The 21,890-nt window shown below is 67.1% G+C and carries 18 protein-coding genes and 1 pseudogene; 8 read left to right on the top strand and 11 right to left on the bottom strand.

Annotated features, from left to right (window positions below):
* Positions 1-87 precede the first annotated feature (87 nt).
* Genes dsbD through dsbG form a run of 3 tightly spaced genes read left to right on the top strand, consistent with a single transcriptional unit; the run spans position 88 to position 3,397 of the window.
* The gene (gene dsbD / locus AC0KXH_RS06260; protein ID WP_488224364.1) at positions 88-1,824 is read left to right on the top strand and encodes a protein-disulfide reductase DsbD; all 1,737 of its coding nucleotides are present in this window, start codon (positions 88-90) and stop codon (positions 1,822-1,824) included.
* On the top strand, positions 1,824-2,639 hold the full coding sequence (locus AC0KXH_RS06265; RefSeq protein WP_312379915.1) for a TlpA family protein disulfide reductase: 816 nt from the start codon (positions 1,824-1,826) through the stop codon (positions 2,637-2,639). The genes dsbD and AC0KXH_RS06265 overlap by 1 nt, the downstream gene beginning before the upstream one ends.
* Positions 2,636-3,397 (top strand): thiol:disulfide interchange protein DsbG, encoded by a 762-nt coding sequence (gene dsbG, locus AC0KXH_RS06270; protein WP_488224365.1) that lies wholly within the window; start codon positions 2,636-2,638, stop codon positions 3,395-3,397. The genes AC0KXH_RS06265 and dsbG overlap by 4 nt, the downstream gene beginning before the upstream one ends.
* A 622-nt stretch (positions 3,398-4,019) precedes the next feature.
* On the opposite strand, the gene AC0KXH_RS06275 is transcribed toward dsbG, so the two are convergent.
* The 7 genes and pseudogenes from AC0KXH_RS06275 to AC0KXH_RS06305 all read right to left on the bottom strand — a co-directional run bounded on the left by AC0KXH_RS06275 (position 4,020) and on the right by AC0KXH_RS06305 (position 11,234).
* On the bottom strand, positions 4,020-4,691 hold the full coding sequence (locus tag AC0KXH_RS06275; protein WP_041107028.1) for a DUF4197 domain-containing protein: 672 nt from the start codon (positions 4,689-4,691) through the stop codon (positions 4,020-4,022).
* 37 nt (positions 4,692-4,728) lie between these two features.
* Positions 4,729-7,215 (bottom strand): glycerol-3-phosphate 1-O-acyltransferase PlsB, encoded by a 2,487-nt coding sequence (plsB, locus tag AC0KXH_RS06280; protein ID WP_043219172.1) that lies wholly within the window; start codon positions 7,213-7,215, stop codon positions 4,729-4,731.
* 163 nt (positions 7,216-7,378) lie between these two features.
* A complete protein-coding gene (locus AC0KXH_RS06285) occupies positions 7,379-7,747 on the bottom strand; it encodes a hypothetical protein (RefSeq protein ID WP_437270553.1) in 369 nt (122 codons plus the stop codon).
* The gene (locus AC0KXH_RS06290; RefSeq protein WP_488224366.1) at positions 7,713-8,417 is read right to left on the bottom strand and encodes a class I SAM-dependent methyltransferase; all 705 of its coding nucleotides are present in this window, start codon (positions 8,415-8,417) and stop codon (positions 7,713-7,715) included. The genes AC0KXH_RS06285 and AC0KXH_RS06290 overlap by 35 nt, the downstream gene beginning before the upstream one ends.
* 59 nt (positions 8,418-8,476) lie before the next feature.
* The gene (gene blaOXA / locus AC0KXH_RS06295) at positions 8,477-9,259 is read right to left on the bottom strand and encodes a class D beta-lactamase (protein ID WP_488224367.1); all 783 of its coding nucleotides are present in this window, start codon (positions 9,257-9,259) and stop codon (positions 8,477-8,479) included.
* 78 nt (positions 9,260-9,337) lie between these two features.
* Positions 9,338-9,907: a GNAT family N-acetyltransferase gene (locus tag AC0KXH_RS06300; protein WP_437270556.1), complete on the bottom strand. Its 570-nt coding sequence runs from the start codon at positions 9,905-9,907 to the stop codon at positions 9,338-9,340.
* An 8-nt stretch (positions 9,908-9,915) separates the two neighbouring features.
* Positions 9,916-11,234: pseudogene (locus AC0KXH_RS06305) on the bottom strand (serine hydrolase domain-containing protein).
* A gap of 345 nt (positions 11,235-11,579) precedes the next feature.
* On the opposite strand from AC0KXH_RS06305, the gene AC0KXH_RS06310 reads away from it, so the two are divergent.
* The 4 genes from AC0KXH_RS06310 (at position 11,580) to AC0KXH_RS06325 (ending at position 15,489) form a co-directional block, all read left to right on the top strand.
* Complete coding sequence (locus AC0KXH_RS06310) at positions 11,580-12,503, top strand: ABC transporter ATP-binding protein (RefSeq protein ID WP_043219179.1); 924 nt, start codon at positions 11,580-11,582, stop codon at positions 12,501-12,503.
* Positions 12,500-13,231, top strand: a complete 732-nt coding sequence (locus AC0KXH_RS06315) for an ABC transporter permease subunit (RefSeq protein ID WP_488224368.1) — start codon at positions 12,500-12,502, stop codon at positions 13,229-13,231. The genes AC0KXH_RS06310 and AC0KXH_RS06315 overlap by 4 nt, the downstream gene beginning before the upstream one ends.
* Before the next feature lie 13 nt (positions 13,232-13,244).
* A complete protein-coding gene (locus tag AC0KXH_RS06320; protein WP_488224369.1) occupies positions 13,245-15,083 on the top strand; it encodes a GldG family protein in 1,839 nt (612 codons plus the stop codon).
* 196 nt (positions 15,084-15,279) lie between these two features.
* Positions 15,280-15,489: a cold-shock protein gene (locus AC0KXH_RS06325; RefSeq protein WP_041107010.1), complete on the top strand. Its 210-nt coding sequence runs from the start codon at positions 15,280-15,282 to the stop codon at positions 15,487-15,489.
* 289 nt (positions 15,490-15,778) lie between these two features.
* Here the strand turns inward: AC0KXH_RS06325 and AC0KXH_RS06330 are convergent, their stop codons facing one another.
* From AC0KXH_RS06330 to AC0KXH_RS06345, 4 genes are all read right to left on the bottom strand, one after another.
* Positions 15,779-16,150 carry a hypothetical protein gene (locus tag AC0KXH_RS06330; protein ID WP_043219182.1) on the bottom strand — a complete coding sequence of 124 codons (372 nt, stop codon included), beginning with the start codon at positions 16,148-16,150 and terminating at the stop codon, positions 15,779-15,781.
* 25 nt (positions 16,151-16,175) lie between these two features.
* A complete protein-coding gene (locus AC0KXH_RS06335; protein ID WP_488224370.1) occupies positions 16,176-16,979 on the bottom strand; it encodes a putative RNA methyltransferase in 804 nt (267 codons plus the stop codon).
* Complete coding sequence (gene dapE / locus AC0KXH_RS06340) at positions 16,973-18,121, bottom strand: succinyl-diaminopimelate desuccinylase (protein WP_061338546.1); 1,149 nt, start codon at positions 18,119-18,121, stop codon at positions 16,973-16,975. The genes AC0KXH_RS06335 and dapE overlap by 7 nt, the downstream gene beginning before the upstream one ends.
* Before the next feature lie 89 nt (positions 18,122-18,210).
* On the bottom strand, positions 18,211-20,799 hold the full coding sequence (locus tag AC0KXH_RS06345) for a glycosyltransferase (RefSeq protein ID WP_043219185.1): 2,589 nt from the start codon (positions 20,797-20,799) through the stop codon (positions 18,211-18,213).
* Positions 20,800-20,969: 170 nt separating this feature from the next.
* Here AC0KXH_RS06345 and tcdA point away from each other — a divergent pair, with 170 nt between their 5' ends.
* Positions 20,970-21,779, top strand: a complete 810-nt coding sequence (gene tcdA / locus AC0KXH_RS06350; protein WP_043219187.1) for a tRNA cyclic N6-threonylcarbamoyladenosine(37) synthase TcdA — start codon at positions 20,970-20,972, stop codon at positions 21,777-21,779.
* Positions 21,780-21,890: the final 111 nt, after the last annotated feature.

Consider the following 21,890-nt stretch of genomic DNA (forward strand, 5'->3'; position numbering starts at 1 on the left):
TTATGCAGCCGCGGCGAATCCGTTAATGGCGCGTTAATCGGCCGCCGGCATGCTGCACGGCGTTTTCGTGGTCTGTAAGGAATGTTCATGCGCGCCCTGCTGTTTTGCCTGTTCCTGCTTGCGCCCGGTCTCGCGCTGCCGGCCGGCGGCCTGTTCGGCGCCAGTGCGCAAACCGATTTCCTGCCGGTCGATGAGGCCTTCGCCCTGACCGTCAGCCCTGAGGAGTCGGGCGCCACGCGCCTGCACTGGCAGATTGCGCCGGGCTATTACCTCTACCAGCAGCGCTTGAAGTTCGACGGTCTGCCGGCCGAGCGCCAGCCGCCGCTGCCCGCGGGCGAGCCGCACAGCGACGAGTTCTTCGGTGATCAGGCGGTCTATCGCGGCAGCCTCGAACTGATCGTCCCGCCGGGGGCCGAGGCAAGCGTGCGTCTGGGCTGGCAGGGCTGCGCCGATGCCGGGCTGTGCTACCCGCCGCAGACCCGCGAGGTCGCGCTTGATGGGGCTGCCGCGGCGCCAGCACCTGAGGCGCAAGCCAAGGACCAGGCGCTGGCCAGCGGCCTGGCCAGCCAGACGCTCGCCTGGAGCCTGCTGCTGTTCTTCGGCCTCGGCCTGCTGCTGGCCTTTACCCCATGTTCATTGCCGATGCTGCCGATCCTTGCCGGCATCGTCGTCGGCGGGGGCGCCACGCCAAGGCGCGGGCTCGCCCTGGCCGGCAGTTATGTGGTCAGCATGGCGCTGGTGTATGCGGCGCTCGGCGTGCTTGCCGCATTGCTCGGCGCCAACCTGCAGGCGGCGCTGCAGCAGCCCTGGCTGCTCGGCAGTTTCGCTGCGCTGTTCGTCTTTCTCGCGCTGCCGATGTTCGGCCTGTTCGAGCTGCAGCTGCCGGCGGTGCTGCGTGATCGCCTGCAACGTGCCGGTGATCGCCAGCGTGGCGGCAGTCTCGCGGGTGCGGCGGCGCTGGGCGTATTGTCGGGCCTGCTGGTCGGCCCCTGCATGACCGCGCCGCTGGCCGCGGCGCTGCTCTATATCGCGCAGAGCGGCAGCGCGCTGCAGGGCGGCCTGGTGCTGTTCGTCCTGGGGCTGGGGATCGGCACGCCACTGTTGCTGCTGGTCACCGTCGGCAGCCGCTTTCTGCCGAAGCCGGGACCCTGGATGGAGCGGGTCAAGGTGGCCTTTGGCTTCTTCTTTCTCGCCGCGGCGCTCCTGGTCGCGCGCCCGCTGCTGCAGGACTGGCAATGGCTCGGGCTCTGGGGCGCGCTGTTGCTGAGTGGTGCCGTCGTGCTGTTACACCTGGCCGGCCAGCTCGGGCGTGGCCAGGTGCCGTCGCGTGCGGCTGGCGTGCTGTGCGGCCTGTGGGGAGCGGCGATGCTGCTCGGTGCCGCGGGCGGGGCGAGCGACCCTTGGCGGCCGCTGGCCGTCTATGCCGGTGCGGCGCCGCTCGAGCGCGCCCACGAACAGCAGGCGCTGACCTTCAGCGAGCCGGCGGTGCTGGACCGCGAACTGGCGGCGGCGCAGGCGCAGGGCCAATGGGTGCTGGTCGACTATTACGCCGACTGGTGCGTGTCCTGCAAGGTCATGGAAAAGGAGGTGTTCGGCAATGCCGAGGTGCAGGCGAGCCTGGCGGGCGTGCGGCTGCTGCGCCCGGATGTCACCGCGAGCAACGCCGCCAGCCGCGAGCTGCTCACGCGCTATGGCGTGCTCGGCCCGCCGACCCTGCTGTGGATTGGCCCTGATGGCAAGGAGCGTCGTGAGCGGCGTATCACCGGTGAGGTCGGCGCGCGGGAATTCCTCGAACACTGGAAGCAGACACGGGAGCAAGGTTGATGTTGACGCTGAACGTCGGGCCCCTGGCCCTGGCGATGCCGCATGTACTGTTGCTGGGCAGCCTGTTGCTGGCGACGGTGGTCGGTTGGTGGGTTGGCCGGCGCCATGGCTGCAATCCCGAGCGCCAGCTGTTCCACCTGCTGCTGGTGGGCCTGCTCGTTGCCCGGCTGGCGTTCGTGGTGCGCTATTTCGAGCATTTTCAGGGCGAGCCGTGGCGGGTGATCGACATCCGCGACGGCGGTTTCATCGCCTGGCCGGGGCTGCTGGCGGCGCTGGCGCTCGGTGCCTGGCAGGGCTGGCGTGACCGCGGGTTGCGCAAGCCGCTGGGCATCGCGCTGGCGACCGGCGTGCTGGCCTGGGGCAGCGGCAGCTACGTGCTGCATTCGCTGGAGCAGGGCACGCGCCTGCCCGAGCTGGCGCTGCGCGACGCCGAGGGCCGCCCGGTGGCGCTGGAGGACTACGCCGGCCAGCCGTTGGTGGTCAACCTCTGGGCAACCTGGTGCCCGCCGTGCCGACGCGAGATGCCGGTACTGGCCGAGGCTCAGGAACGGGAGCAGGACACGCTGTTCCTGTTCGTCAACCAGGGCGAGGGTAGCGGCGAGATCGAGCGCTTCTTCGCCGCTCAGGGGTTGGCGCTGGACAATGTCCTGCTCGACAGCGGCGGCCGCCTCGGCCAGCACGTCGGCTCCACCGCGCTGCCCACCACGCTGTTCTACGACGCCGAGGGCCGCCAGGTCGGCAGCCATCTCGGTGAACTCTCCCGTGCCAGTCTGGCGCGGGCTCTGGAAGTACTGAAAGAGGAATCCCCGCAGTGATTCGAACCGCTCCGTTTCTCCTTGCAGGCCTGGGCCTGCTGGGCACTTCGTTCGTGCAGGCCGAACAGTGGCCGGAACCGATCCGCGCCGTCGAGGCGCGTGGCGCCCAGGTGGTAGGCAGCTTCGAGGCGCCCGGCGGGCTCAAGGGCTATGCGGCGCGCTACAACGGCCAGGGTATCGCCCTGTACCTGACGCCCGACGGCGAGCACGTGCTGATCGGTAGTCTGCTCGATGCCAAGGGCGAAGATCTGTCTCGCGCTCCGCTGGAAAAGCTGGTCTACGAGCCGCTGGGCAAGGAAATGTGGTCGCGCCTGGAGAAGGCCACCTGGATCGCCGACGGCGAGGACGACGCGCCGCGCGTGGTGTACGTGTTCAGCGACCCCAATTGCCCTTACTGCAACATGTTCTGGAAGCAGGCCCGGCCCTGGGTCGAGTCCGGCAAGGTGCAGTTGCGCCATGTCATGGTCGGCATGCTGCGTGCCGACAGCCTGGGCAAGTCCGCTGCGCTGCTGGCGGCGAACGACCCGGAGGCGGCGCTGGAAGAGCATGAATCCGCCGGCAAGGCCAGCACGCTCAAGCCGCAGGAGAAAGTCTCGGCGGCGATGCGCCGGAAGCTCGACGATAACCTGATGCTGATGGGCGAGACCGGTGCGGCGGCGACGCCGGCGATCTTCTACATGGATGCCAACGGGCGCCTGCAGCAACATCAGGGCGCGCCGCAGCCGGATGCACTGGAGCAGATCATGGGGCCACGCTGAGGCCGGTTCCCGAGGGAAGGGGGGCCTGGGTTGTTAGCGCGCTGGTGGGCTGAAGCCCACCTTAGGGTTCGGGCGGCTCTGGGGGCGGTGTGGAAAAGCGCTGCGCGCGTTTTCCACCCTACGTAGCGTGGATGGCCGAAGCCATCCACGCGGGCAGGCGACCCGGTAGCCGGTGGGTGGGCTGAAGCCCACCCCAGGGTTCGGGGCGGTGTGGACAAGCGCTGCGCGCGTTTTCCACCCTACGTAGGGTGGATGGACGAAGCCATCCACGCGGGCAGGCGACTCGGTAGCTGGTAGGTGGGCTGAAGCCCCCCTAGGGGTTCGGGGCGGCTCTGGGGGTGGGCGGTGTGGAAAAGCGCTGCGCGCGTTTTCCACCCTACGTAGCGTGGATGGCCGAAGCCATCCACTCGGGCAGGCGATCCGGTAGCCGGTAGGTGGGCTGAAGCCCACCCCACGGTTCGGGGGGCGATGGGGGCGGTGTGGAAAAGCGCTGCGCGCGTTTTTCACCCTACGTAGGGTGGATGGCCGAAGCCATCCACGCGGGCAGGCGATCCGGTAGCCCGGTAGGGTGGGCTTCAGCCCACCGCCGGATGTGCAGGCGAGAACGCCCGGATCACAGGTCTCAAAGCGCGCCGAACACCTTCTTCGCCAGGCTCGTGGCGGCCGCTGCCGGGTTCTGCCGGATGCTCGCCTCCTGCTCGGCGATTACCGTGAACAGGCCATCGAGCGCCTGCTCGGTGACGTAGCTCTCGATGTTGGCGTAGTTGCCATTCAACGCGGCCGGCACCTTGGCCGCCACCGCGTTGTACTGCTGGGCCAGGCCGACCTGATCGGTGGCCTGCTTGACGATCGGCAGGAAGCGCGCGCGAATCTGCTCGCGGCTGGACTTGTCCAGGTACTGGGTGGCCGAATCCTTGCCGCCGGCCAGGATCGCCTTGGCATCCTGCACGGTCATCTTGCGCACCGCATCGAGCAGCAGCTGCTGGGCTTCCGGCACGGCCTTCTCGGCGGCCAGGTTCATGCTGTTTTCCAGCTGCTCGACCTGACTGCCCATGCCGAGCATCTTCAGCATGCGCGAGGCCTTGCCGATGTTGCCCGGCAGTTCGATGCGCACGTCCGGGTCGCTGCTGAAGCCGCCGGGGCGGCCGAGCTGCTGCACGGCGACCTTGGCGCCCTGGGCCAGCGCATCCTTGAGGCCGGCGCTGGCATCGCTCTGGGTCAGGTCCGCGAGTGATAGCGCATGAGCGCTGGCGGCCAGCAGCAAGCCGGCGGTGAGGGTGATGAGTCGACGCATGGCGGATTCCCCGATTTGAACTGTGGGCAAGTATGGCTCAGCTGGCCGGCGCTGCCGGTTCGTCATGACGCTCCAGTGCGACCTGGCGGATCGACAGCCGCACCTCGGCCGGCAGCACGCGCTTGGCGGCGCCTTCGGCGAGTTCGCCAAGCATGGCGTGGTAGCCCAGCTTGCCGGCTTCGTCGCGATGCACCACACCCTCGGCCTGCAGCGTGGCGATGAAGTGGCGGAACAGCGTCTTGTCGAAGAATTCCGGCGCGTTGAGCCCATGCAGGATCGACAGGCGCTGGGCCATCACCGTGCTCAGGTTCTCCAGTTCCTCGGCGCTGAGGCTGTACTGGCCGCTGTTGAGCAGCAGCGAGATGGCCATATAGAAGCGCTGCAGGGTCTGCACGATGACCCGCGCCAGTAGCGTCAGCAGGACGAACTGGCGCGAACTTGGCGCCGGGCGCACGTAGCTGTCGCCATCGATCCTGAGCAAACCCTGCTCGACGAAGGCCGCCAGCCAGCGGTCGATCACCTCCGGCAGCTCCTCGACCTCCCAGCGGATGAACAGCTCGGCGCGCAGGTAGGGGTACAGCGCCTCGGTGAAGCGCAGGATCTGCTCGCGGCTGATCCGCGCGCTGCTCTGGAACAGGCTTGCCAGCAGCGCCGGCAAGGCCAGGATGTGCATCACGTTGTTGCGGTAGTAGGTCATCAGGACGGCGTTCTGCTCGTCCAGGTAGAAGATGTTGCCCAGCGCATCCTTTTGCTCGGCGATCAGCCCGAGCGCCTTGACGTAGGCGATCAGTGCCTGGCCGTCGCCGTCGGGCAGCGTTGTGTGCGGCGAGTAGGGCACCGCGCGCAGCAGGGTCTGGTAAAGGTCCAGCACCCGGGACAGCGAGCGCTCGTCCAGCGCCTGGCGGTTGGTCGAGAGCATCGCCAGGGCCACCAGGTTGACCGGATTGATCGCTGCGGCTTCGTTCAGACGCTGGGCGATGCGCTCGGCCAGCCGGTTGGTGGTGTCGTTGAGCCAGGCGGGGCGGGCATCGGCGGCGTAGCTCTGCTGGCGCCAGCCGGGCTGCTCCTGCTCGAGGAACTCGCCGAGCTTCAAGGGCTCGCCGAAGTTGACCCAGACCTGGCCGAAGCGCTGCTTGAGCGCGCCGATGACCTTGAAGATGTCGAGGATCGATTCCTTCTTCTTCGCCGCGCCGCGCAGCTCGCCTAGGTAGGTGCGGCCTTCGAGCACCCGTTCGTAGCCGATGTACACCGGCACGAAGAGCACCGGCAGACGTGAGGAGCGCAGGTAGCTGCGCAGCGTCAGCGCCAGCATGCCGGTCTTGGGTTGCAGCATGCGCCCGGTGCGCGAGCGGCCGCCCTCGACGAAGTATTCGACGGGAAAACCGCGGGTGAAGAGGGTGTGCAGGTACTCGTTGAACACCGCCGTATACAGCGGGTTGCCCTTGAACGAGCGGCGCATGAAGAAGGCGCCACCGCGGCGCAGCAGCCCGCCGACCACCGGCATGTTGAGATTGATGCCGGCGGCGATGTGCGGCGGTGTCAGGCCGTTGCGGAACAGCAGGTAGGACAGCAGCAGGTAGTCGATATGGCTGCGGTGGCAGGGCACGTAGACCACCTCGTGGCCGCGTACCGCCTCCTGCAGCGGTTCCAGGTGATTGACGCGAATGCCGTCGTAGATCTTGTTCCAGAACCAGGACAGCACCACCTCGAGGAAGCGCACCGCCGTGTAGGCGTAGTCCGAGGCGATCTCGTTGCCATAGCGCAGGGCCTTGGCTTCGGCCTTCTCGAGGGAAATCTTCTCGCGCTCGGCCTCGTCGCGGATCGCCTCGCGCACCGCCGGTGCATGTACCAGGCCTTTGACCAGGTTGCGCCGGTGCGAGAGGTCGGGCCCGATCACCGAGGTCTTCTGCTGGCGGAAGTGCACGCGCAGCATGCGATGGACCATGCGCAGCGTGCGCTCGTGGCCCTTGTTCAGCGCCACCAGTTCGTCGAGCTGGATCGGCGTGGAGAACTGCACCCGCGTCTTGCGGCCGAGGATGAGGATGCTCAACAGCTTGCGCAGCCGGCCGGTCACCGCCCAGCTGTCGGCGAACAGCAGCTTCCAGGGACTCGTCTCGCGGTCCGGCGACTGGCCCCAGAACACGCTGACCGGGACGATCTGCGCATTGTCCACCGCATTCTGCTCGAGCGCGCCGACCAGCCGCACCAGCGGCGCAGGCGGTGTCGGCCGGCTGCGGCGGCCGAACCAGTCCGCCGCCGGGGCCAGAAAGAAGAATGCCGCCGGCTCCAGATGGTTGCCCACCGCCACCTCGGCCACCGGCCGCGGCAGCCCGGCCTTGCTGCATTCGGTATCGAGCACGGCGAGGTCGCTCAGCGATGCCCGCGGCAGCACGTAGAACACCGGCTTGCTGCGGTCGAGCTTGAGGGTGAAGGCGGACTGGTTGATGGTCTCCGAGCGCACCCAGAGATAGAGCACACGGCGCAGCAGGGAAAAGACCAGACGGCGAACGGGGGAACGAGTCATGCGGTGGATTCGGCTATGGAAGGGACAGGCCCTCGAAGGCGGCAAGTGTGCCGCAAGCACGGTGGGCGGGCAAAATCTGCGCGGCGCGGTGGTGACCTGGCGGACCGGCAACCGGCCGGCGCGTGACCTGCGATGGCTCGCTAGGCAGCCGTCTCGAGGCGCGTCAACGGGTATGAAGGCGGGCGCCGGCATAGGCCCCGGCGAGGAACAGCAGCGACCAGAGCAGCAGGAACACAAGGCCGACAGCCAGCAACGGGCCGATTGGCAGGAACAGTAGCAGGTACAGCACCTGACCGACGATGACGCCCAGGTACTGTGCCCAGAGCGGTCGTGGCACGATAAAACCGGCCAGCACGCCGGCGGTAAACAGCGCGCCACTGTAGTACAGACCGTCGCCGTCCCAGGGTTCGGCCTGACCGCTGGCCCAGGGCGACAATGCCCAGATCAACGCGCCGGCGAGGGAGGCGATCAGCAGCGCCTGCAGCACCGGCCGCGCGCTAGGGCGCATCGGCCCGCCGCGCGTACCAGGCATGGATCAGCCCGGCCTGGTAGAAGGGCACCGGACTGGCAAAGCCGCCGGCCTCGATGATGGCTGCGACCTGCTCGGGGGGCAGTATCGCCACGTCACGGGCATAGGCTGCACGCATCTGTTCCAGGCCCGCCGCGGGAATGCCGGCGATGCTCATCATGTTCAGCCAGGTTTCCAGCAGCGCCGCATAGGCCGGCGTGGTGACGTCCGCGGCCAGGTCAGAGCTGGCCAATAGCGCGCCGGGGCCGAGGCGGGCGGCTATGCCACGAAAGAAGCCGATACGTGCGTCGCGCTCGAGCATGAACTGGGATACCAGCAGGCAGGTTGCCGCGTCGAACGGCGCCTGCTCGGGCAGCGTCTCCAGGTAGCCCTCATGGAACTGGCAGCGCTGTTCGATTCCGGCTCGGGTTGCCTTGTCGCAGAGGACTTGCAGCATCGCGCCCGATGGCTCCACCGCGGTGAAGGTCCAACCGGGTCGGCACTGGGCCAGGTGCAGAATTTCCTCGCCGGTGCCGGCACCGATGCACAGCACCCGCGCCTCGGCCGGCAGCGGTGCGAATACCGCCTGCAGAAGAAAATGCAGGACATCGCGAATGGGCGCGGTCCTGGCCCAGCGCTCGTCGTAGCTGGCGGCCTGTTGATCGAATACCGCTTTGATCTCGTCGCTGCGCATGGGGGCTCCGTGTGGGGGGGACGCGGCTTCGCCGGCTGCCGCGGATCTGGCCGGAGGCGTCAGTTGGCCGGCAGGATGCCCTTGGCCCGCAGCGCGCCCAGTGCGATCCGCTGGCGCAGGGGCAGATCGGTCGCATCACGGGTGTCCAGGTTCAGCGCGAACAGCCAGGTCTGAGCGCCGACTTCAACATAGCCGATGTACCAGCCGATGCCGGGCTCGCTACGAGCCGCCCAGCCGGTCTTGGCGTACAGGCGGTAAGCCGGGGTGCTGTCGGCGAGCATGAAGGTCTTCAGGGCCTCGTAGCTGCTCGCCCGGTACGGCAGGTTGCGCGCGACCAGCTGGCGTAGCAGGCCTACCTGCTGCACGGCGCTGACCCGCAGCGAGCCATCGAGCCAGAACTCGGTGGCGTTGAAGGGTTCGCGTAGCTGCCCGTAATGCGCCTGGCGGATGTGGCGCGGATAGGCTGCCGCGCCCACTCGTCGGGCCAGCCTCTGGTAGCACCAGACGCAGCTGACCCTGAATGCGCTCTTCAAGGTCTGGTCGCGGTTCCAGTCCTCGATCTCGTAATGAGTGCCGTCCCAGGGGATGATCTCGTCCGCCCCGGCGATGGCGCCTTCCTCCAGTGCGATTAGCGTGTGCAACACCTTGAACGTGGAGGCGGCGGTGAACGGCTGGTTCGCGCGGGCCTCATCGTGAACGTAGCGCTGGCCGGTATCAGCCGATTCGATCACCAGCGTCCCCTCGACGTGGGCCTTGTCGAACAACCGCCCGATATCGAGTTCTTCCGCGTGAGTGACGCCGGAAGCGCCGAGCAACAGAAGCGCTAGCAACAGCCGAGGCATTGAAGAGTGTCCTTGGAGTGGGATGAAAGTCCTGCTGTGCGCAAGCCGCTGCCAGCGGGGTCAGCCATTCGAGCGCGCTCAGTCAGCTGCAGTCGACGGCGCTGCGAAGCGCTCGCGCTCCAGCCGATACAGGCAGTGCCGGCGAAGCGGATGGCCGACGGGCAGCCCCGGATGCTCGAATGCCTGCGACTCGCGCATGCCAAGGCGCTCCATCACGGCACGTGAACGCCGGTTCTCGATCGCGGTGAAGGATACGATTTCAGGAAGGTCGAGGCTGCCGAACCCGAACCTGAGCGCGGCCCGCGCAGCTTCGCTGGCCAGGCCCTGGCCCCAGTGAGCCGCGGCCAGACGCCAGCCGATTTCCACGCACGGCGAGAATGGCAAGGCCGCCGAAGGCGTATGCAGGCCGACGAAGCCGATGAATGTGCCAGTAGCCTTCAGCTCGACGGCCCAGAATCCCCAGCCGCGTTCTTCGATCAGCGCCTGGCAGCGGTCAGCCATCGCGTCGCTCTCGGCCCGGCTGAGCAGTGCGGGAAAGTGCCGCATGACCCTTGGGTCCGCATTCATCGCGGCGAAGGGTGCACGATCGGCTGGCTTCCATTGCCGCAGGAGCAGGCGCGTGGTGTGGATCTCGTTCAGATCAGCCATTGCTGCGTTCAGTCCGGGGCTGTTTGCACCTTTCGCATGCTACCGGGATGTTCGAGCAGATGCTTGGCCACCGCCTCGTAGGCCGGCAGTGACGTCGGATCGTTCGCCGCATTGGCTGCAATCGGGTGGCTGGCGAAGCGCGCGATGACCATCTCCGCCTTCGGGTCGATATACAGCGCCTGACCATGAACGCCGCGGGTCATGAACGCACCGTGGTCGTTATGGGTGACCCACCACATGTTGCGATAGCTCCAGCCCTTCAACAGGCTGTAGCCGGCTTTCGCGAACTTTTCGCGATCCCCGCCGTGCCGAATATCGGCCACGACCTCCGCTGGCAGGATCTGAATGCCGTTGTAGCGACCTTCGTTCCGCACCATTTCGCCAAAACGGGCAAGGTCGCGCAGGCTGGTGTTCAGGCCGCCTCCGGCAAACGGCGTACCGATCGAATCCACCGACATGTAGGCTTGTCCTGCTCCGCGCCCAGCCGGCTCCAGATTCGCTCCGACAACAGTTGGGCAACGTTGCGACCGCTGACTCGCGCGAGCACCCAACCGAGCGCATCGGCATTCGCCGTGCGGTAATGGAAGGCTTCGCCGTGCTGGCCCTCCGGCCGAACGGTGGCCAGGAATTCATAGTAGGTGCGCGGGCCTTTGTAATCCGCCGGCTTTGGCAGGGGATTGCCTGCGGCTGCGTGGGCCCATACTTCAGCCTTGGGATCGGCGTAGTCCTCGCTGAAATGGATGCCGGTGGTCATGTCCATCAGCTGGCGCACGGTGGCGTTGCCGAACGCCGATACGGCCAGTTCGGGCACGTACTCAGCCACCTTGCGGGCGGGGTCGAGCTCACCTTCGGCCACCAGAAGCGCCGCCAATGTGCCGGTAAAGGTCTTGGTAATCGACATGGCGGCATGCTGCCCCTCGGGTTGCAACACGCCGAAGTAGCGCTCATACACCACCCGCCCTCGATGGAGAATGATGATCCCATCGGTGTAATTGGCCTGAAGCGACGCCTTCCAGGTCATTGGCGCGCCACCCCCAAGCGGGACGAAGGTCAGCGCATCGATGCCTTCGCTCGGGTTCGCTTCAAGCACGGTGGGCTCAGTCAGACCGCGTGACACATTGATGGTGGGCATCAGCTGCCGGAAGTTGGCGACACTCCAGCGCATCTGCGGGAAGCGAAAGTAGCTGCCATCGTCGAAGCGCAGGATGCGATCAGCCGGCGGTGGCGAGCCAACCATCCAGCCCAGCGCCGCCGGATCGCTGGCTTCAGCGTCGGGATATCGCGCGGGCTCATCGCCGTGCGCTGAGCTGGCGAGCGCGCCGAGCAGACAATAGAGAGGGAGGCGGTTCTTGCTTGCGTTCGAACGGCTTGACTTCACGGCTTGCCCCTTTGTCAGCCACCGGGCGCGACACCCTCGGGTGCCGCATGGAGATGATGCGAACCACTGTCGCGTCTGTTGCATCGAGACAACCAACGGCGGTGTCTGCAGGCCCGTCGTGTTCCCGGCGGCCCGGTCCGACCAGTGATGCGTGATTCAGCGTAGCTTCTCTCGACGCGGTGGCGCGGTTGCATTCGTCCGGTAGCTGTTCTTATAGTTCGGCCGGCATTTTTGCAGGGCCTGGCTCGGGTCGCGCGGCGGCACGCCAGGCCTCGTGCGCACCGGTGAGAGCCCATGATCGAAATAAGCAACCTGACCAAGCGTTTTGCCCAGCACACCGCGGTCGACGACCTGTCGTTCCAGGTCCGGCGCGGAGAGGTGCTGGGGTTCCTCGGCCCCAATGGCGCGGGCAAGTCCACCACGATGAAGATGCTGACCGGCTTTCTTGCGCCGACCTCCGGCACTGCCCGCATTCTCGGTCACGACATCCGTATCCAGACCCTCCAGGCCCAGCGGCTGATCGGTTATCTGCCCGAAGGTGCGCCTTGCTATGGCGACATGACGGTACGTGGTTTTCTCGAGTTCATCGCCGAGGTGCGCGGTTTCCGCGGCGCGGACAAACGTCAGCGGGTCGAGGCGGCTGTCGCCCAGGTGGAACTGCAGAAGGTGCTGGGGCAGAGCATCGAGACCCTGTCCAAGGGTTTCAAGCGTCGCGTCGGCCTGGCCCAGGCGATCCTGCACGATCCCGAGGTGCTGATCCTCGACGAGCCCACCGATGGGCTCGATCCGAACCAGAAGCACCAGGTGCGCCAGCTGATCCAGGGCCTGGCGCAGGACAAGATCGTCATCATTTCCACCCATATTCTCGAAGAGGTGAGTGCGGTCTGTACCCGCGCCGTGGTGATCGCCAACGGCCGGCTGGTCGCCGATGGCACGCCGCTGGAACTGGAGAGCCGCTCGAAGTATCACCAGGCCGTCACGCTGGTCAGCGCAGGGCCGCTGGACGAAGCCGCCCTGGCGGCCCTGCCGGGTGCTGCCGGTGTCGAGCGCAACGAGCGCGAGCACAGCCTGACCGTGCTGGCGCAGCCCGGGCACGTGATCTTCCCGCAGGTCAATGCGCTGATTGCCGAGCGCGGCTGGGCGATCCGTGAGCTGGACGTTGAGCGCGGCCGTCTCGATGAAGTGTTCCGCACCCTGACCCGTGGAGAAGCCGCATGAGCCAGTTGCCCGTGATCTTCAAGCGTGAGCTGGCAAGCTACTTCGCCACGCCGCTGGCTTACGTGTTCATCCTGATCTTCCTCGTGCTGTCCGGGGTATTCACCTTCTATCTGGGCGGTTTCTACGAGCGCGGCCAGGCCGACCTGACCCCCTTCTTCAGCTTTCATACCTGGCTCTACCTGTTCCTGGTACCCGCTATCGCCATGCGCCTGTGGGCTGAGGAGCGCAAGTCCGGTTCCATCGAGCTGCTGATGACGCTGCCGATCACCCGCTTCGAGGCGGTCGCCGGCAAGTTCCTCGCCGCCTGGGTTTTTGCCGGGATCGCGCTGCTGCTGACGTTCCCGATGGTCATCACAGTCAATTACCTGGGTGAGCCGGACAATGGCGTGATCGTCGCTGGCTATCTCGGCAGCTGGCTGCTGGCCGGCGCCTTCCTGGCCATCGGCTCGTGCATGTCGGCGCTGGCGAAAAACCAGGTGATCGCCTTCATCCTCTCGGTGGCGGTGTGCTTCCTGTTCATCGTCAGCGGTCTGCCGATGGTGCTCGACGCTCTCGCCTGGGCGCCGCAGTGGCTGATCGACGCGGTGGCTTCGCTGAGCTTCCTGATCCGTTTCGACTCCATCAGCAAGGGCGTGATCGACCTGCGTGACCTGCTGTATTTCGTCACGTTGATCGTCGCCTGGCTGGCGGCCACCGCCGTGGTCGTCGACCTGAAGAAAGCCCAGTAAGGAAGCTGCCGACATGAAACGAGTGATCTATTCCGGTGCCGGCCTGCTGCTGATCGCGCTGGCGTTCCTGGCCTTCAACATTCTCTCGGGGCTGAGCCTGACCAACGCCCGGCTGGATCTGACCGAGCAGAAGCTCTACACGATCTCCGACGGCACCCGGCGGATTCTCGAAGGGCTGGACGAGCCCATCGAGCTGAAGTTCTTCTATTCCGACGAAGCCGCCAAGGACCTGGTGGCGCTGCGCAACTATGCACGGCGCGTCGAGGAGATGCTCCGGGCCTACGAGCGGGCCGCCGGCGGCAAGCTCAAGCTCCAGGTGATCGATCCCGAGCCGTTCTCCGAGGCAGAGGACCAGGCCGCCGGGTTCGGCCTGCAGGGCGTGCCGCTGGACCGCGGCGGCGACAAGGTCTATTTCGGCCTCGCCGGCACCAATGCCGAGGGCGCCAGCCAGACCATTCCGTTCTTCCCGCTGGATCAGGAAGAGTTTCTCGAGTACGAGATCAGCCGCCTGGTGCAGAGCCTGGCCAGCGCCAGGATGCCAGTGGTCGGGTTGCTCTCGGGGCTGCAGCTCAACGGTGGCTTCGACATGCGCAGCCAGCAGCCGACGCCGCCGTGGATGGTGCTCGAGGAGATTCGCCAGCTGTTCCATATCGAGAGCCTGCGCCGCGATATCGACGCCATCCCCGAGGACGTCTCGGTGCTGATGCTGGTGCATCCCAAGCAGTTGCCCGAACAGACGCTCTACGCGGTGGACCAGTTCGTCATGCGCGGCGGCAAGCTGCTGGTGTTCGTCGACCCCTACAGCGAAGCCGACCCCGGCATGGGCATCGGCCCGGGCGAGCAGCTGGCCGAGGAGCGTGCTTCGGAGCTCGAACCGCTGTTCAAGGCCTGGGGGGTGCGTCTGGTACCACAACAGGTAGTGGCCGACGCGGCGTTCGCCATGTCGGTAGGCGTCGGCGCCGAACGGCGGCCGGTACGCCACCCGGGCTGGCTGAGCCTGCCACGGCAGGCGATCGATTCGGACGACGTGGTCACCGCGCCGCTGGAGAGCCTGACCCTGGCCACCGCCGGCATGCTCGAACCGCTGGAAGGCGCCAGCACGCGCTTCATGCCGCTGCTGAGGAGCTCTGACCTGGCTGCGCCGCTGGAGGCGCAGCGCTTTGCGTTTCTCGAAAACCCCGAGGCACTGCTGCGCGAGTTGCAGCCGACCGGCGAGCGCTATGTGCTGGCGGCACGCATCCAGGGTCCGGCGAAGTCGGCCTATCCGAACGGCATCGAAGGGCGCAAGGATGGCTTGAAGGAGAGCGAGGGCATCAACGTGATCGCCGTCGCCGACACCGACCTGCTCGCCGATCGCATGTGGGTGCAGGTGCAGGATTTCTTCGGCCAGCGCATCCCGCAGCCCTGGGCTGACAACGGCGCCTTCGTGATCAACGCGCTGGACAACCTCTCCGGCAGCGACGCGCTGATCAGTGTGCGCTCGCGTGGCCGCTTCACCCGGCCTTTCGTTGTCGTCGAGCAGCTGCAACGCCAGGCCGAGGCGCGCTTCCGCGAGAAAGAGGACGTGCTGCAGCAGCGCCTGGCCGCCACCGAGCAGAAGCTCGCCGAGTTGCAAAGCCCCGAGCCGGACAAGGCGCTGGAGCTGAGCGACGAGCAGCAGGTGGCGCTGCAGCAGTTCCTGCAGGAAAAGCTGGCGATCCGCAAGGAGCTGCGCGAGGTGCGTTACCAGCTCAATGCCGATATCGAGGCGCTCGGCCGTACGTTGAAGTTCCTCAACATCGCGCTGGTGCCCGCACTGCTGACGCTGGCCGCACTGGCGCTCTGGCTGTGGCGCCGCCGTCGCCGGGCGTGACGGGCTTGCCGGGCAGGGCGTCGCGCACGGCGACAACCTGCCCGGTGCGGGCTTTCAACCGGCAGACCTTGTTCCTATACTCGAACGCGGTCGTGAACGCGGGCAGGGTGACGATCCGGCAGGACGCGCCAGGCCAGCGGCGAACCGATACCGCCCCTTCGGGGAATAATAAAAAAGCGAGTTGGAGAAGTGTCAGATGGCTGAGCGCGAAGTCGGAACCGTCAAGTGGTTCAACGATGCCAAGGGCTATGGATTCATTCAGCGCGGCAGTGGCGCTGACGTGTTCGTCCACTACCGGGCGATCCGTGGCGAAGGCCACCGTTCGCTGACCGAAGGTCAGCAGGTGGAGTTCTCGGTGATCCAGGGCCAGAAGGGCCTGCAGGCCGAGGATGTTGCCGGCCTCTGACTCCGGCCGCTAAAAGACAAAGCCCGCCGTGATGGCGGGCTTTGTCGTTTCCGGGCGGTGATTTCGGGTGAGAGTGCACGGTGGGCTGAAGCCCACCCTACGGGAAGCGCAGCCGGGCGGTAGGGGCGGGTGGCACTGGGGCTCAGCGACCAGGGGCCGGTCAGGTTGAGGTTGGCGGTGGGCTGAGCCCACCCTGCGAAGGAGTACCTGGGCGGTAGGGTGGGCTTCAGCCCACCAGGAACCGGCGAGGCGGCGGTCTGGGGAGCGGGCGCCTGCGACCCTGGCGCGCTCAACCCGTGCGCCAGACGATCTCCTGCTCGCCATCGGCATCGATGCGGATCCAGCGGTCGGCGTCGTCCTCGGCTTCGTCTTCGCTCCAGCCGCCCGGTGCGCAGCGGACCTGCACGCCGAGCGCCTGATGCGCCGCGCGGGCGCAGGCGATGTCGTCGGCCCAGGGCGTGGCGTCGCTTTCCAACAGCAGGCAGTGCCACTTGCCAACCGCATTGGGCAGCCAGGTCACCGGAATGCCGGCGGCGCTGCACTTGAACGTCTGGCCTTTCTGCTGCCAGGGCGTACAGGGGCCGATGGCTTCGGTCAGCCACTGGCCGACGGCGTCCTGGCTGGCGTCCTTCAGGTAGATTTCGATGTCCGGTTGCCGCATCTGGGCTGCCTCGTGTGAGTCGGTGTCAGTCGCGCTCGATCCAGTCGTAGCGTATCGCAACCCGCACGGCGAGCGGTGCGTCGATCACCGCGGCGCGGCGTTCAGCGCTGGCGCGCCAGCCGTGCGGGGTCATCGCCAGCAGGTCGCTTCGGGCCTGGGCATCGTCGAGCTGCAAGCGGTAGGTCAGCGTCTCGCTGTGCGCAAGGTGCATGCCGTCGGGAATCAGCGCCAGGTGCTTCTCGTCGTCGTATTCGCGCACCTCGTCGTAGAGCCGTTCGCGCAGCTCCCAGAGGTGCTCGTGGGTCGGCCCCATGCGCAGCAGGCCGCCGCCGGGCGCGAGCAGGCGTCGAGCCTCGGCCCAGTCCAGCGGGCTGAACACGCTGGCCAGCAGGTCGCAGCTGGCATCGGCCAGCGGCACGCGCGCCATGCTCGCCACCAGCCACTCCAATTGCGGCGCGCGCTTGCAGGCGCGCTTGATCGCTTCGCGCGAAATATCCAGCGCGTAGCCTTCGGCCGCTGGCAGAGCCTCGGCAAGCTGCGCGGTGTAGTAACCCTCGCCGCAACCGATGTCCAGCCAGGCGCGCGGCGCGCGTTCGGCCGCCAGTTCGGCCAGGCGCCGCGCCAGCGGCGCGTAGTGGCCGCCGTCGAGGAAGCGCCGCCGCGCCTCGACCATGGCCTGGTTGTCGCCCGGGTCGCGGCTGTTCTTGTGTTGCACCGGCAGGAGGTTCAGATAGCCTTGGCGCGCACGGTCGAAACGGTGGTTGGCCGGGCAGGCGACGCCGCGCTCGACCGCGGCGAGCGGCGCCTGGCAGATCGGGCAGGTCAGCATGCGAGCAGGCGCACCAGGGTCTGGTAGTAGATCTCGGTGAGCAGGTCGAGGTCGCTGGCCAGCACGTGCTCGTCGACCTGGTGGATGGTCGCGTTCACCGGGCCGAGTTCGACCACCTGGGTGCCGAGGGTGGCGATGAAGCGGCCATCGGAGGTGCCGCCGCTGGTCGACGGCGTGGTGTCGCGGCCGGTGACCGCGCGAATGCTCGCCGACACCGCATCGAGCAGCTCGCCGGGTTCGGTGAGGAACGGCAGGCCGGACAGCGCCCAGTCGACGTGCCAGTCCAGGCCGTGCTTGTCGAGGATCGCTGCGGTACGGCGCTGCAGATCCTCGACCGTGGATTCGGTGGAAAAGCGGAAGTTGAACACCGCGGTCAAGGTGCCGGGAATGACATTGGTCGCGCCGGTGCCGGCGTTGAGGTTGGAGACCTGGAAACTGGTCGGCGGGAAGAACGCGTTGCCGTCGTCCCAGTGCTCGGCGGCGAGTTCGGCCAGCGCCGGCGCGGCGAGATGGATCGGGTTCTTCGCCAGGTGCGGGTAGGCCACGTGGCCCTGCTGGCCGCGCACGGTGAGGGTGCCGCCGAGCGAGCCGCGGCGACCGTTCTTCACCACGTCACCGACCAGCGTGGTGCTCGACGGTTCGCCGACGATGCACCAGTCCAGCCGCTGGCCGCGCTCGCGCAGGCGCTCGACCACCGCCTTGGTGCCGTGGTGCGCCGGGCCTTCCTCGTCGCTGGTGATGAGAAAGGCGATCTGCCCCTTGTGTGCCGGGTGGTCGGCGACGAAGCGCTCGACGGCCACGACCATGGCCGCCAGGCTGCCCTTCATGTCCGCAGCGCCGCGGCCGTGCAGCATGCCCTGCTCGTCGATGCGCGCGGCGAACGGCGGGTTGTGCCAGGCCTCGACCGGGCCGGTCGGCACCACGTCGGTGTGACCGGCGAAGCAGAGCACCGGGCCCTCGCTGCCGCGCAGTGCCCAGAAATTGTCCACGTCCTCGATGCGCATCGGCTCGACGGCAAAGCCGCAGGCGGCGAGCCGCGCGCTCATCAGCTGCTGGCAGCCTTCGTCCAGAGGCGTCACCGAGGCGCGATTGATCAGCTCGCAGGCCAGTTGCAGGGTCGGGGAAAGGGCAGGGGCGGTCATCGGTGCTCCGGTCGGCAGGGCGGAAAAGGCGGCATATTAAAGCAGAACGCCCGGCGACTGGGCCGGGCGTTGCGGGTGTTGCGGCAGGCTCAGGCGGGCTTGGCCTGCGCATGCTGCTCGGGCTTGGGCAACGACGAGAGCATCGCCATGGCCAGCGCCGCGACATAGGGCAGCGACTGGATCAGCAGCACCGCGACCCAGAACATCACATCCAGCCCCGGCTGCGGCTGGGTGATGGCGATGCCGAGCGCGGCGCCCCACAACAGCAGCATGACGAAGGCCTCCTCGCGCGCCTCCGCCAGCGCCAGCAACAGCCCGTGGTTGCTGCGCATCTTCGGCGTGCGGAAGAACGGAATGCTGCGCGTGACCATGCCGAACAGCACGGCCTTGGCGATGGTGTGCGACAGTGCCAGGCCGGCGATCGCCGCCGACGCCGCATCGCGCATGTTCACGCCCACCGCACGGCGATAGAGGAACAGGATCTTGCCGAGCTTGAAGAAGAACAGTGCCAGCGGCGGCAGGGCGAAGATCAACAGCGGCGGGTCGACCCGGTTGGGGACGATGATCATCGCCGCCGACCAGAGCAGCGCACCGGCGGTGAAGAAGATGTTCAACCCGTCGGCCACCCACGGCAGCCAGCCGGCGACGAAGTGGTAGCGCTGGCCGCGGGTCAGCTCGCTGCCCTTGCCGAAGAACAGGCTGGCCAGGTGGCGCTTCATGATCTGCATTGCGCCATAGGCCCAGCGGAAGCGCTGCTTCTTGAAGTCGATGAAGGTGTCGGGCATCAGGCCCTTGCCGTAGCTCTGTTCGAAATAGGCCGCCGACAGCCCCTTCTCGAACACCCGCAGGCCCAGCTCGGCATCCTCGGTGATGCACCAGTCTGCCCATTTCAGCTCGTCGAGCACCTTGCGCCGGGTCATGGTCATGGTGCCGTGCTGGATGATCGCGTCGCGGTCGTTGCGCGTGACCATGCCGATGTGGAAGAAGCCCTTGTATTCGGCGTAGCAGAGCTTCTTGAACAGCGACTCGTGCTCGTCGCGATAATCCTGCGGCGACTGCACCACGGCGATTTTCGGATCGGCGAAGTGCGGCACCATGTGGCGTAGCCAGTCGGGGCTGACGCAGTAGTCCGAGTCGATCACCGCGACCACCTCGGCGTCCGGATGGGTGCGCTCCAGCGCATAGTTCAGCGCACCGCCCTTGAAGCCGGCCAGTGGCGCGACGTGGAAGAAGCGGAAGCGCTCGCCGAGCGCTTCGCAATGCGCCTGCACCGGCTCCCAGACCGCCGGGTCGCGGGTGTTGTTGTCGATTACCAGCACTTCGAAATTCGGGTAGTCCAGGCGCGCCAGGGCGTTGAGCGTCTGCTTCACCATTTCTGGCGGCTCGTTGTAGCAGGGCACGTGGACCGACACCATCGGCCGGTAGCCGGTCTCGTCGGTCACCGGCAGGAACGGCCGCACGCGCTTGCGCTTCCACACCGTCTCGGCCAGTTCGTGGGCCTCGGTGAGCAGTACCACCATCACGCCCAGGGCACCGAGCGCCAGCAGCACGCCGACGGTCAGGCTGAACCAGGTGCTGTACTGCTGGCTGAAGTCGTAGGCGATCCACACCAGCATGGTCGCGGCGAGAAAGGCGACGATGGTGAGGAAGGTACGCCCGCGCTGGCGCAGGGCGCTGCCGTCGATCAGCAGCAGGGCCAGGGCGAGCAGCGCGAGGATGCCCGAGGCGCTGGCCAGCAGGCGCCACTGCGGGATTTCCACCACCGGCCCGGTGAGCGGGAACTTGGGTTGGCGCGCGGCGTTGTAGACGCCCCAGTAAGCGCCGACCGCACCTTCCTCGCCGGCCTTCCAGGGTTGGTCGAAGGCCTCGATGACGAAGTAGTTGAAGCCCTTGGCGTTGAGCTTGTTGACCAGCGTACGCAGATAGATCGCCTGCTCGGCCTGGTCGGCCTCGGCACCACCGCGGGTCCGGCCGTTGCTCGGCCAGCCGACTTCGGCCAGCAGCAGCGGTTTTTTCGGGAACTGCTTCTTCAGCTCGCGGGCCCGCTCGAGCACGAAGTCCACCGAATCCTCGCGCGGGATGAATTCCCAGTAAGGCAGCACGTGGGCGGCGATGAGGTCGACGTGGCGGGCCAGCTCCGGGTATTTCTGCCAGATGTGCCACTGTTCGGCGGTGGTCACCGGGACCTTCAGCGCGCTGCGCACCCGGTCGAGATAGCCGATCATCTGTTCGACCGTCACCTCCTCGCGAAACAGCGCTTCGTTGCCGACCACCACGCGGATCACGCTGCGTTCGTTGCGCGCGATCTCGATGCCACGCGCGATCTGCCGCTCGTTGGCTTCCAGGTCGTTGCTCAGCCAGATGCCGAGCGTCACCCGCATGCCGAGTTCTTCGGCCAGGTGCGGGATGTCACCGAGCGTGCCGTCGACCGAATAGGTACGGATGTTGTCGGTCTGATTGCTGAGCAGCTCGAGGTCGGCGCGGATCTCGTCGTCGCTCGGGTAGATGTTGTCCTGCGGCGACTGGTGCAGGCGGAACGGGGAAAACGAATAGCCGGAGATCTGGTCGGGCCAGTCCGGTGCATCCACCGGTTGGTTGAACCAGGCCCACAGGCCAGTGAACAGCGAGGCCACGGCCACGACCATGACCAGGTTGAGACCCAATTTGCGAGCAGACATCGGTGCGAAGTTCCAGGAGAAGGAACGAAGGGAAGGACCGGCGGACGCCGGCTGGCGCGCATCCTACTCCCGGCCTCGACGGCTGTATAGAGGGCCCGAAAAGGGCGCGCCGATTGCGATTCGGCAGCCCCGAACACCTATAATCGCGGCTGGTTTTCGGGGGGTGTGAGATGACGGTCGATGAGCAGCGTTTCGGCGGCATAGCCAGGCTTTACGGGCGCGACGGGCTCGAGCGGCTGGCCGCTGCGCACGTGGCGGTGGTCGGGCTCGGCGGGGTCGGTTCCTGGGTCGCCGAGGCCCTGGCGCGCAGCGGCGTCGGCGAGATCAGCCTGTTCGACCTGGACGACGTCTGCATCACCAATACCAACCGGCAGATCCAGGCCATCGACGGCGCCGTGGGCAAGCCGAAGGTCGACGAGATGGCCGCGCGCATCCGCGCGATCAACCCGGCCTGTCGGGTGCATGCCGTGGCCGACTTCGTCACCCGCGAGACCATGGCCGAGTACATCACCGAAGACCTCGACTGCGTCATCGACTGCATTGACAGCGTACCGGCCAAGGCTGCGCTGATCGCCTGGTGCAAGCGCCGCAAGATCCAGATCGTCGCCACCGGCGGCGCCGGCGGGCAGGTCGACCCGACACAGATCCAGGTCGCCGATCTGAACAAGACCTACAACGACCCGCTCGCGGCCAAGGTGCGCTCGCTGCTGCGCCGCGAGTACGGCTTCTCGCGCACACCGGGGCGAACCTACAGCGTGCCGTGCGTGTTCTCCACCGAACAGCTGCGCTACCCCAAGCCGGACGGCGGGGTCTGCCAGAGCAAGAGCTTCGTCGGCGAGGGCGTCAAACTCGACTGTGCCGGCGGCTTCGGCGCCGCGATGATGGTCACCGCGAGCTTCGGCATGGTCGCCGCCGCACGCGCGGTGGACAAGCTGGTAGCCGGTGCGCGGCGGCCCAGCGAGCGCGCCGGGCGCGACTGATCGAGCGCACCGCGGCGCGCTACCGCTCGTCGTCAACGGCTGGCCAGCCGCTCTGCGACGCGCTTCGGGCAAAAGTTCCCGTGTCACAAAACCTTTACGCAACAGCCACTT

It is taken from the genome of Stutzerimonas sp. CXK-1 (assembly GCF_057738225.1).

What these genes read in the sequence shown, in the direction of transcription:
- dsbD (WP_488224364.1), top strand. Translation starts at nt 88, where the DNA reads ATGCGCGCCCTGCTGTTTTGCCTGTTCCTGCTTGCGCCCGGTCTCGCG.
- AC0KXH_RS06265 (WP_312379915.1), top strand. Translation starts at nt 1,824, where the DNA reads ATGTTGACGCTGAACGTCGGGCCCCTGGCCCTGGCGATGCCGCATGTA.
- AC0KXH_RS06275 (WP_041107028.1), bottom strand. Translation starts at nt 4,691, where the DNA reads ATGCGTCGACTCATCACCCTCACCGCCGGCTTGCTGCTGGCCGCCAGC.
- plsB (WP_043219172.1), bottom strand. Translation starts at nt 7,215, where the DNA reads ATGACTCGTTCCCCCGTTCGCCGTCTGGTCTTTTCCCTGCTGCGCCGT.
- AC0KXH_RS06285 (WP_437270553.1), bottom strand. Translation starts at nt 7,747, where the DNA reads ATGCCTGGTACGCGCGGCGGGCCGATGCGCCCTAGCGCGCGGCCGGTG.
- AC0KXH_RS06290 (WP_488224366.1), bottom strand. Translation starts at nt 8,417, where the DNA reads ATGCGCAGCGACGAGATCAAAGCGGTATTCGATCAACAGGCCGCCAGC.
- blaOXA (WP_488224367.1), bottom strand. Translation starts at nt 9,259, where the DNA reads ATGCCTCGGCTGTTGCTAGCGCTTCTGTTGCTCGGCGCTTCCGGCGTC.
- AC0KXH_RS06300 (WP_437270556.1), bottom strand. Translation starts at nt 9,907, where the DNA reads ATGGCTGATCTGAACGAGATCCACACCACGCGCCTGCTCCTGCGGCAA.
- AC0KXH_RS06310 (WP_043219179.1), top strand. Translation starts at nt 11,580, where the DNA reads ATGATCGAAATAAGCAACCTGACCAAGCGTTTTGCCCAGCACACCGCG.
- AC0KXH_RS06315 (WP_488224368.1), top strand. Translation starts at nt 12,500, where the DNA reads ATGAGCCAGTTGCCCGTGATCTTCAAGCGTGAGCTGGCAAGCTACTTC.
- AC0KXH_RS06320 (WP_488224369.1), top strand. Translation starts at nt 13,245, where the DNA reads ATGAAACGAGTGATCTATTCCGGTGCCGGCCTGCTGCTGATCGCGCTG.
- AC0KXH_RS06325 (WP_041107010.1), top strand. Translation starts at nt 15,280, where the DNA reads ATGGCTGAGCGCGAAGTCGGAACCGTCAAGTGGTTCAACGATGCCAAG.
- AC0KXH_RS06330 (WP_043219182.1), bottom strand. Translation starts at nt 16,150, where the DNA reads ATGCGGCAACCGGACATCGAAATCTACCTGAAGGACGCCAGCCAGGAC.
- AC0KXH_RS06335 (WP_488224370.1), bottom strand. Translation starts at nt 16,979, where the DNA reads ATGCTGACCTGCCCGATCTGCCAGGCGCCGCTCGCCGCGGTCGAGCGC.
- dapE (WP_061338546.1), bottom strand. Translation starts at nt 18,121, where the DNA reads ATGACCGCCCCTGCCCTTTCCCCGACCCTGCAACTGGCCTGCGAGCTG.
- AC0KXH_RS06345 (WP_043219185.1), bottom strand. Translation starts at nt 20,799, where the DNA reads ATGTCTGCTCGCAAATTGGGTCTCAACCTGGTCATGGTCGTGGCCGTG.
- tcdA (WP_043219187.1), top strand. Translation starts at nt 20,970, where the DNA reads ATGACGGTCGATGAGCAGCGTTTCGGCGGCATAGCCAGGCTTTACGGG.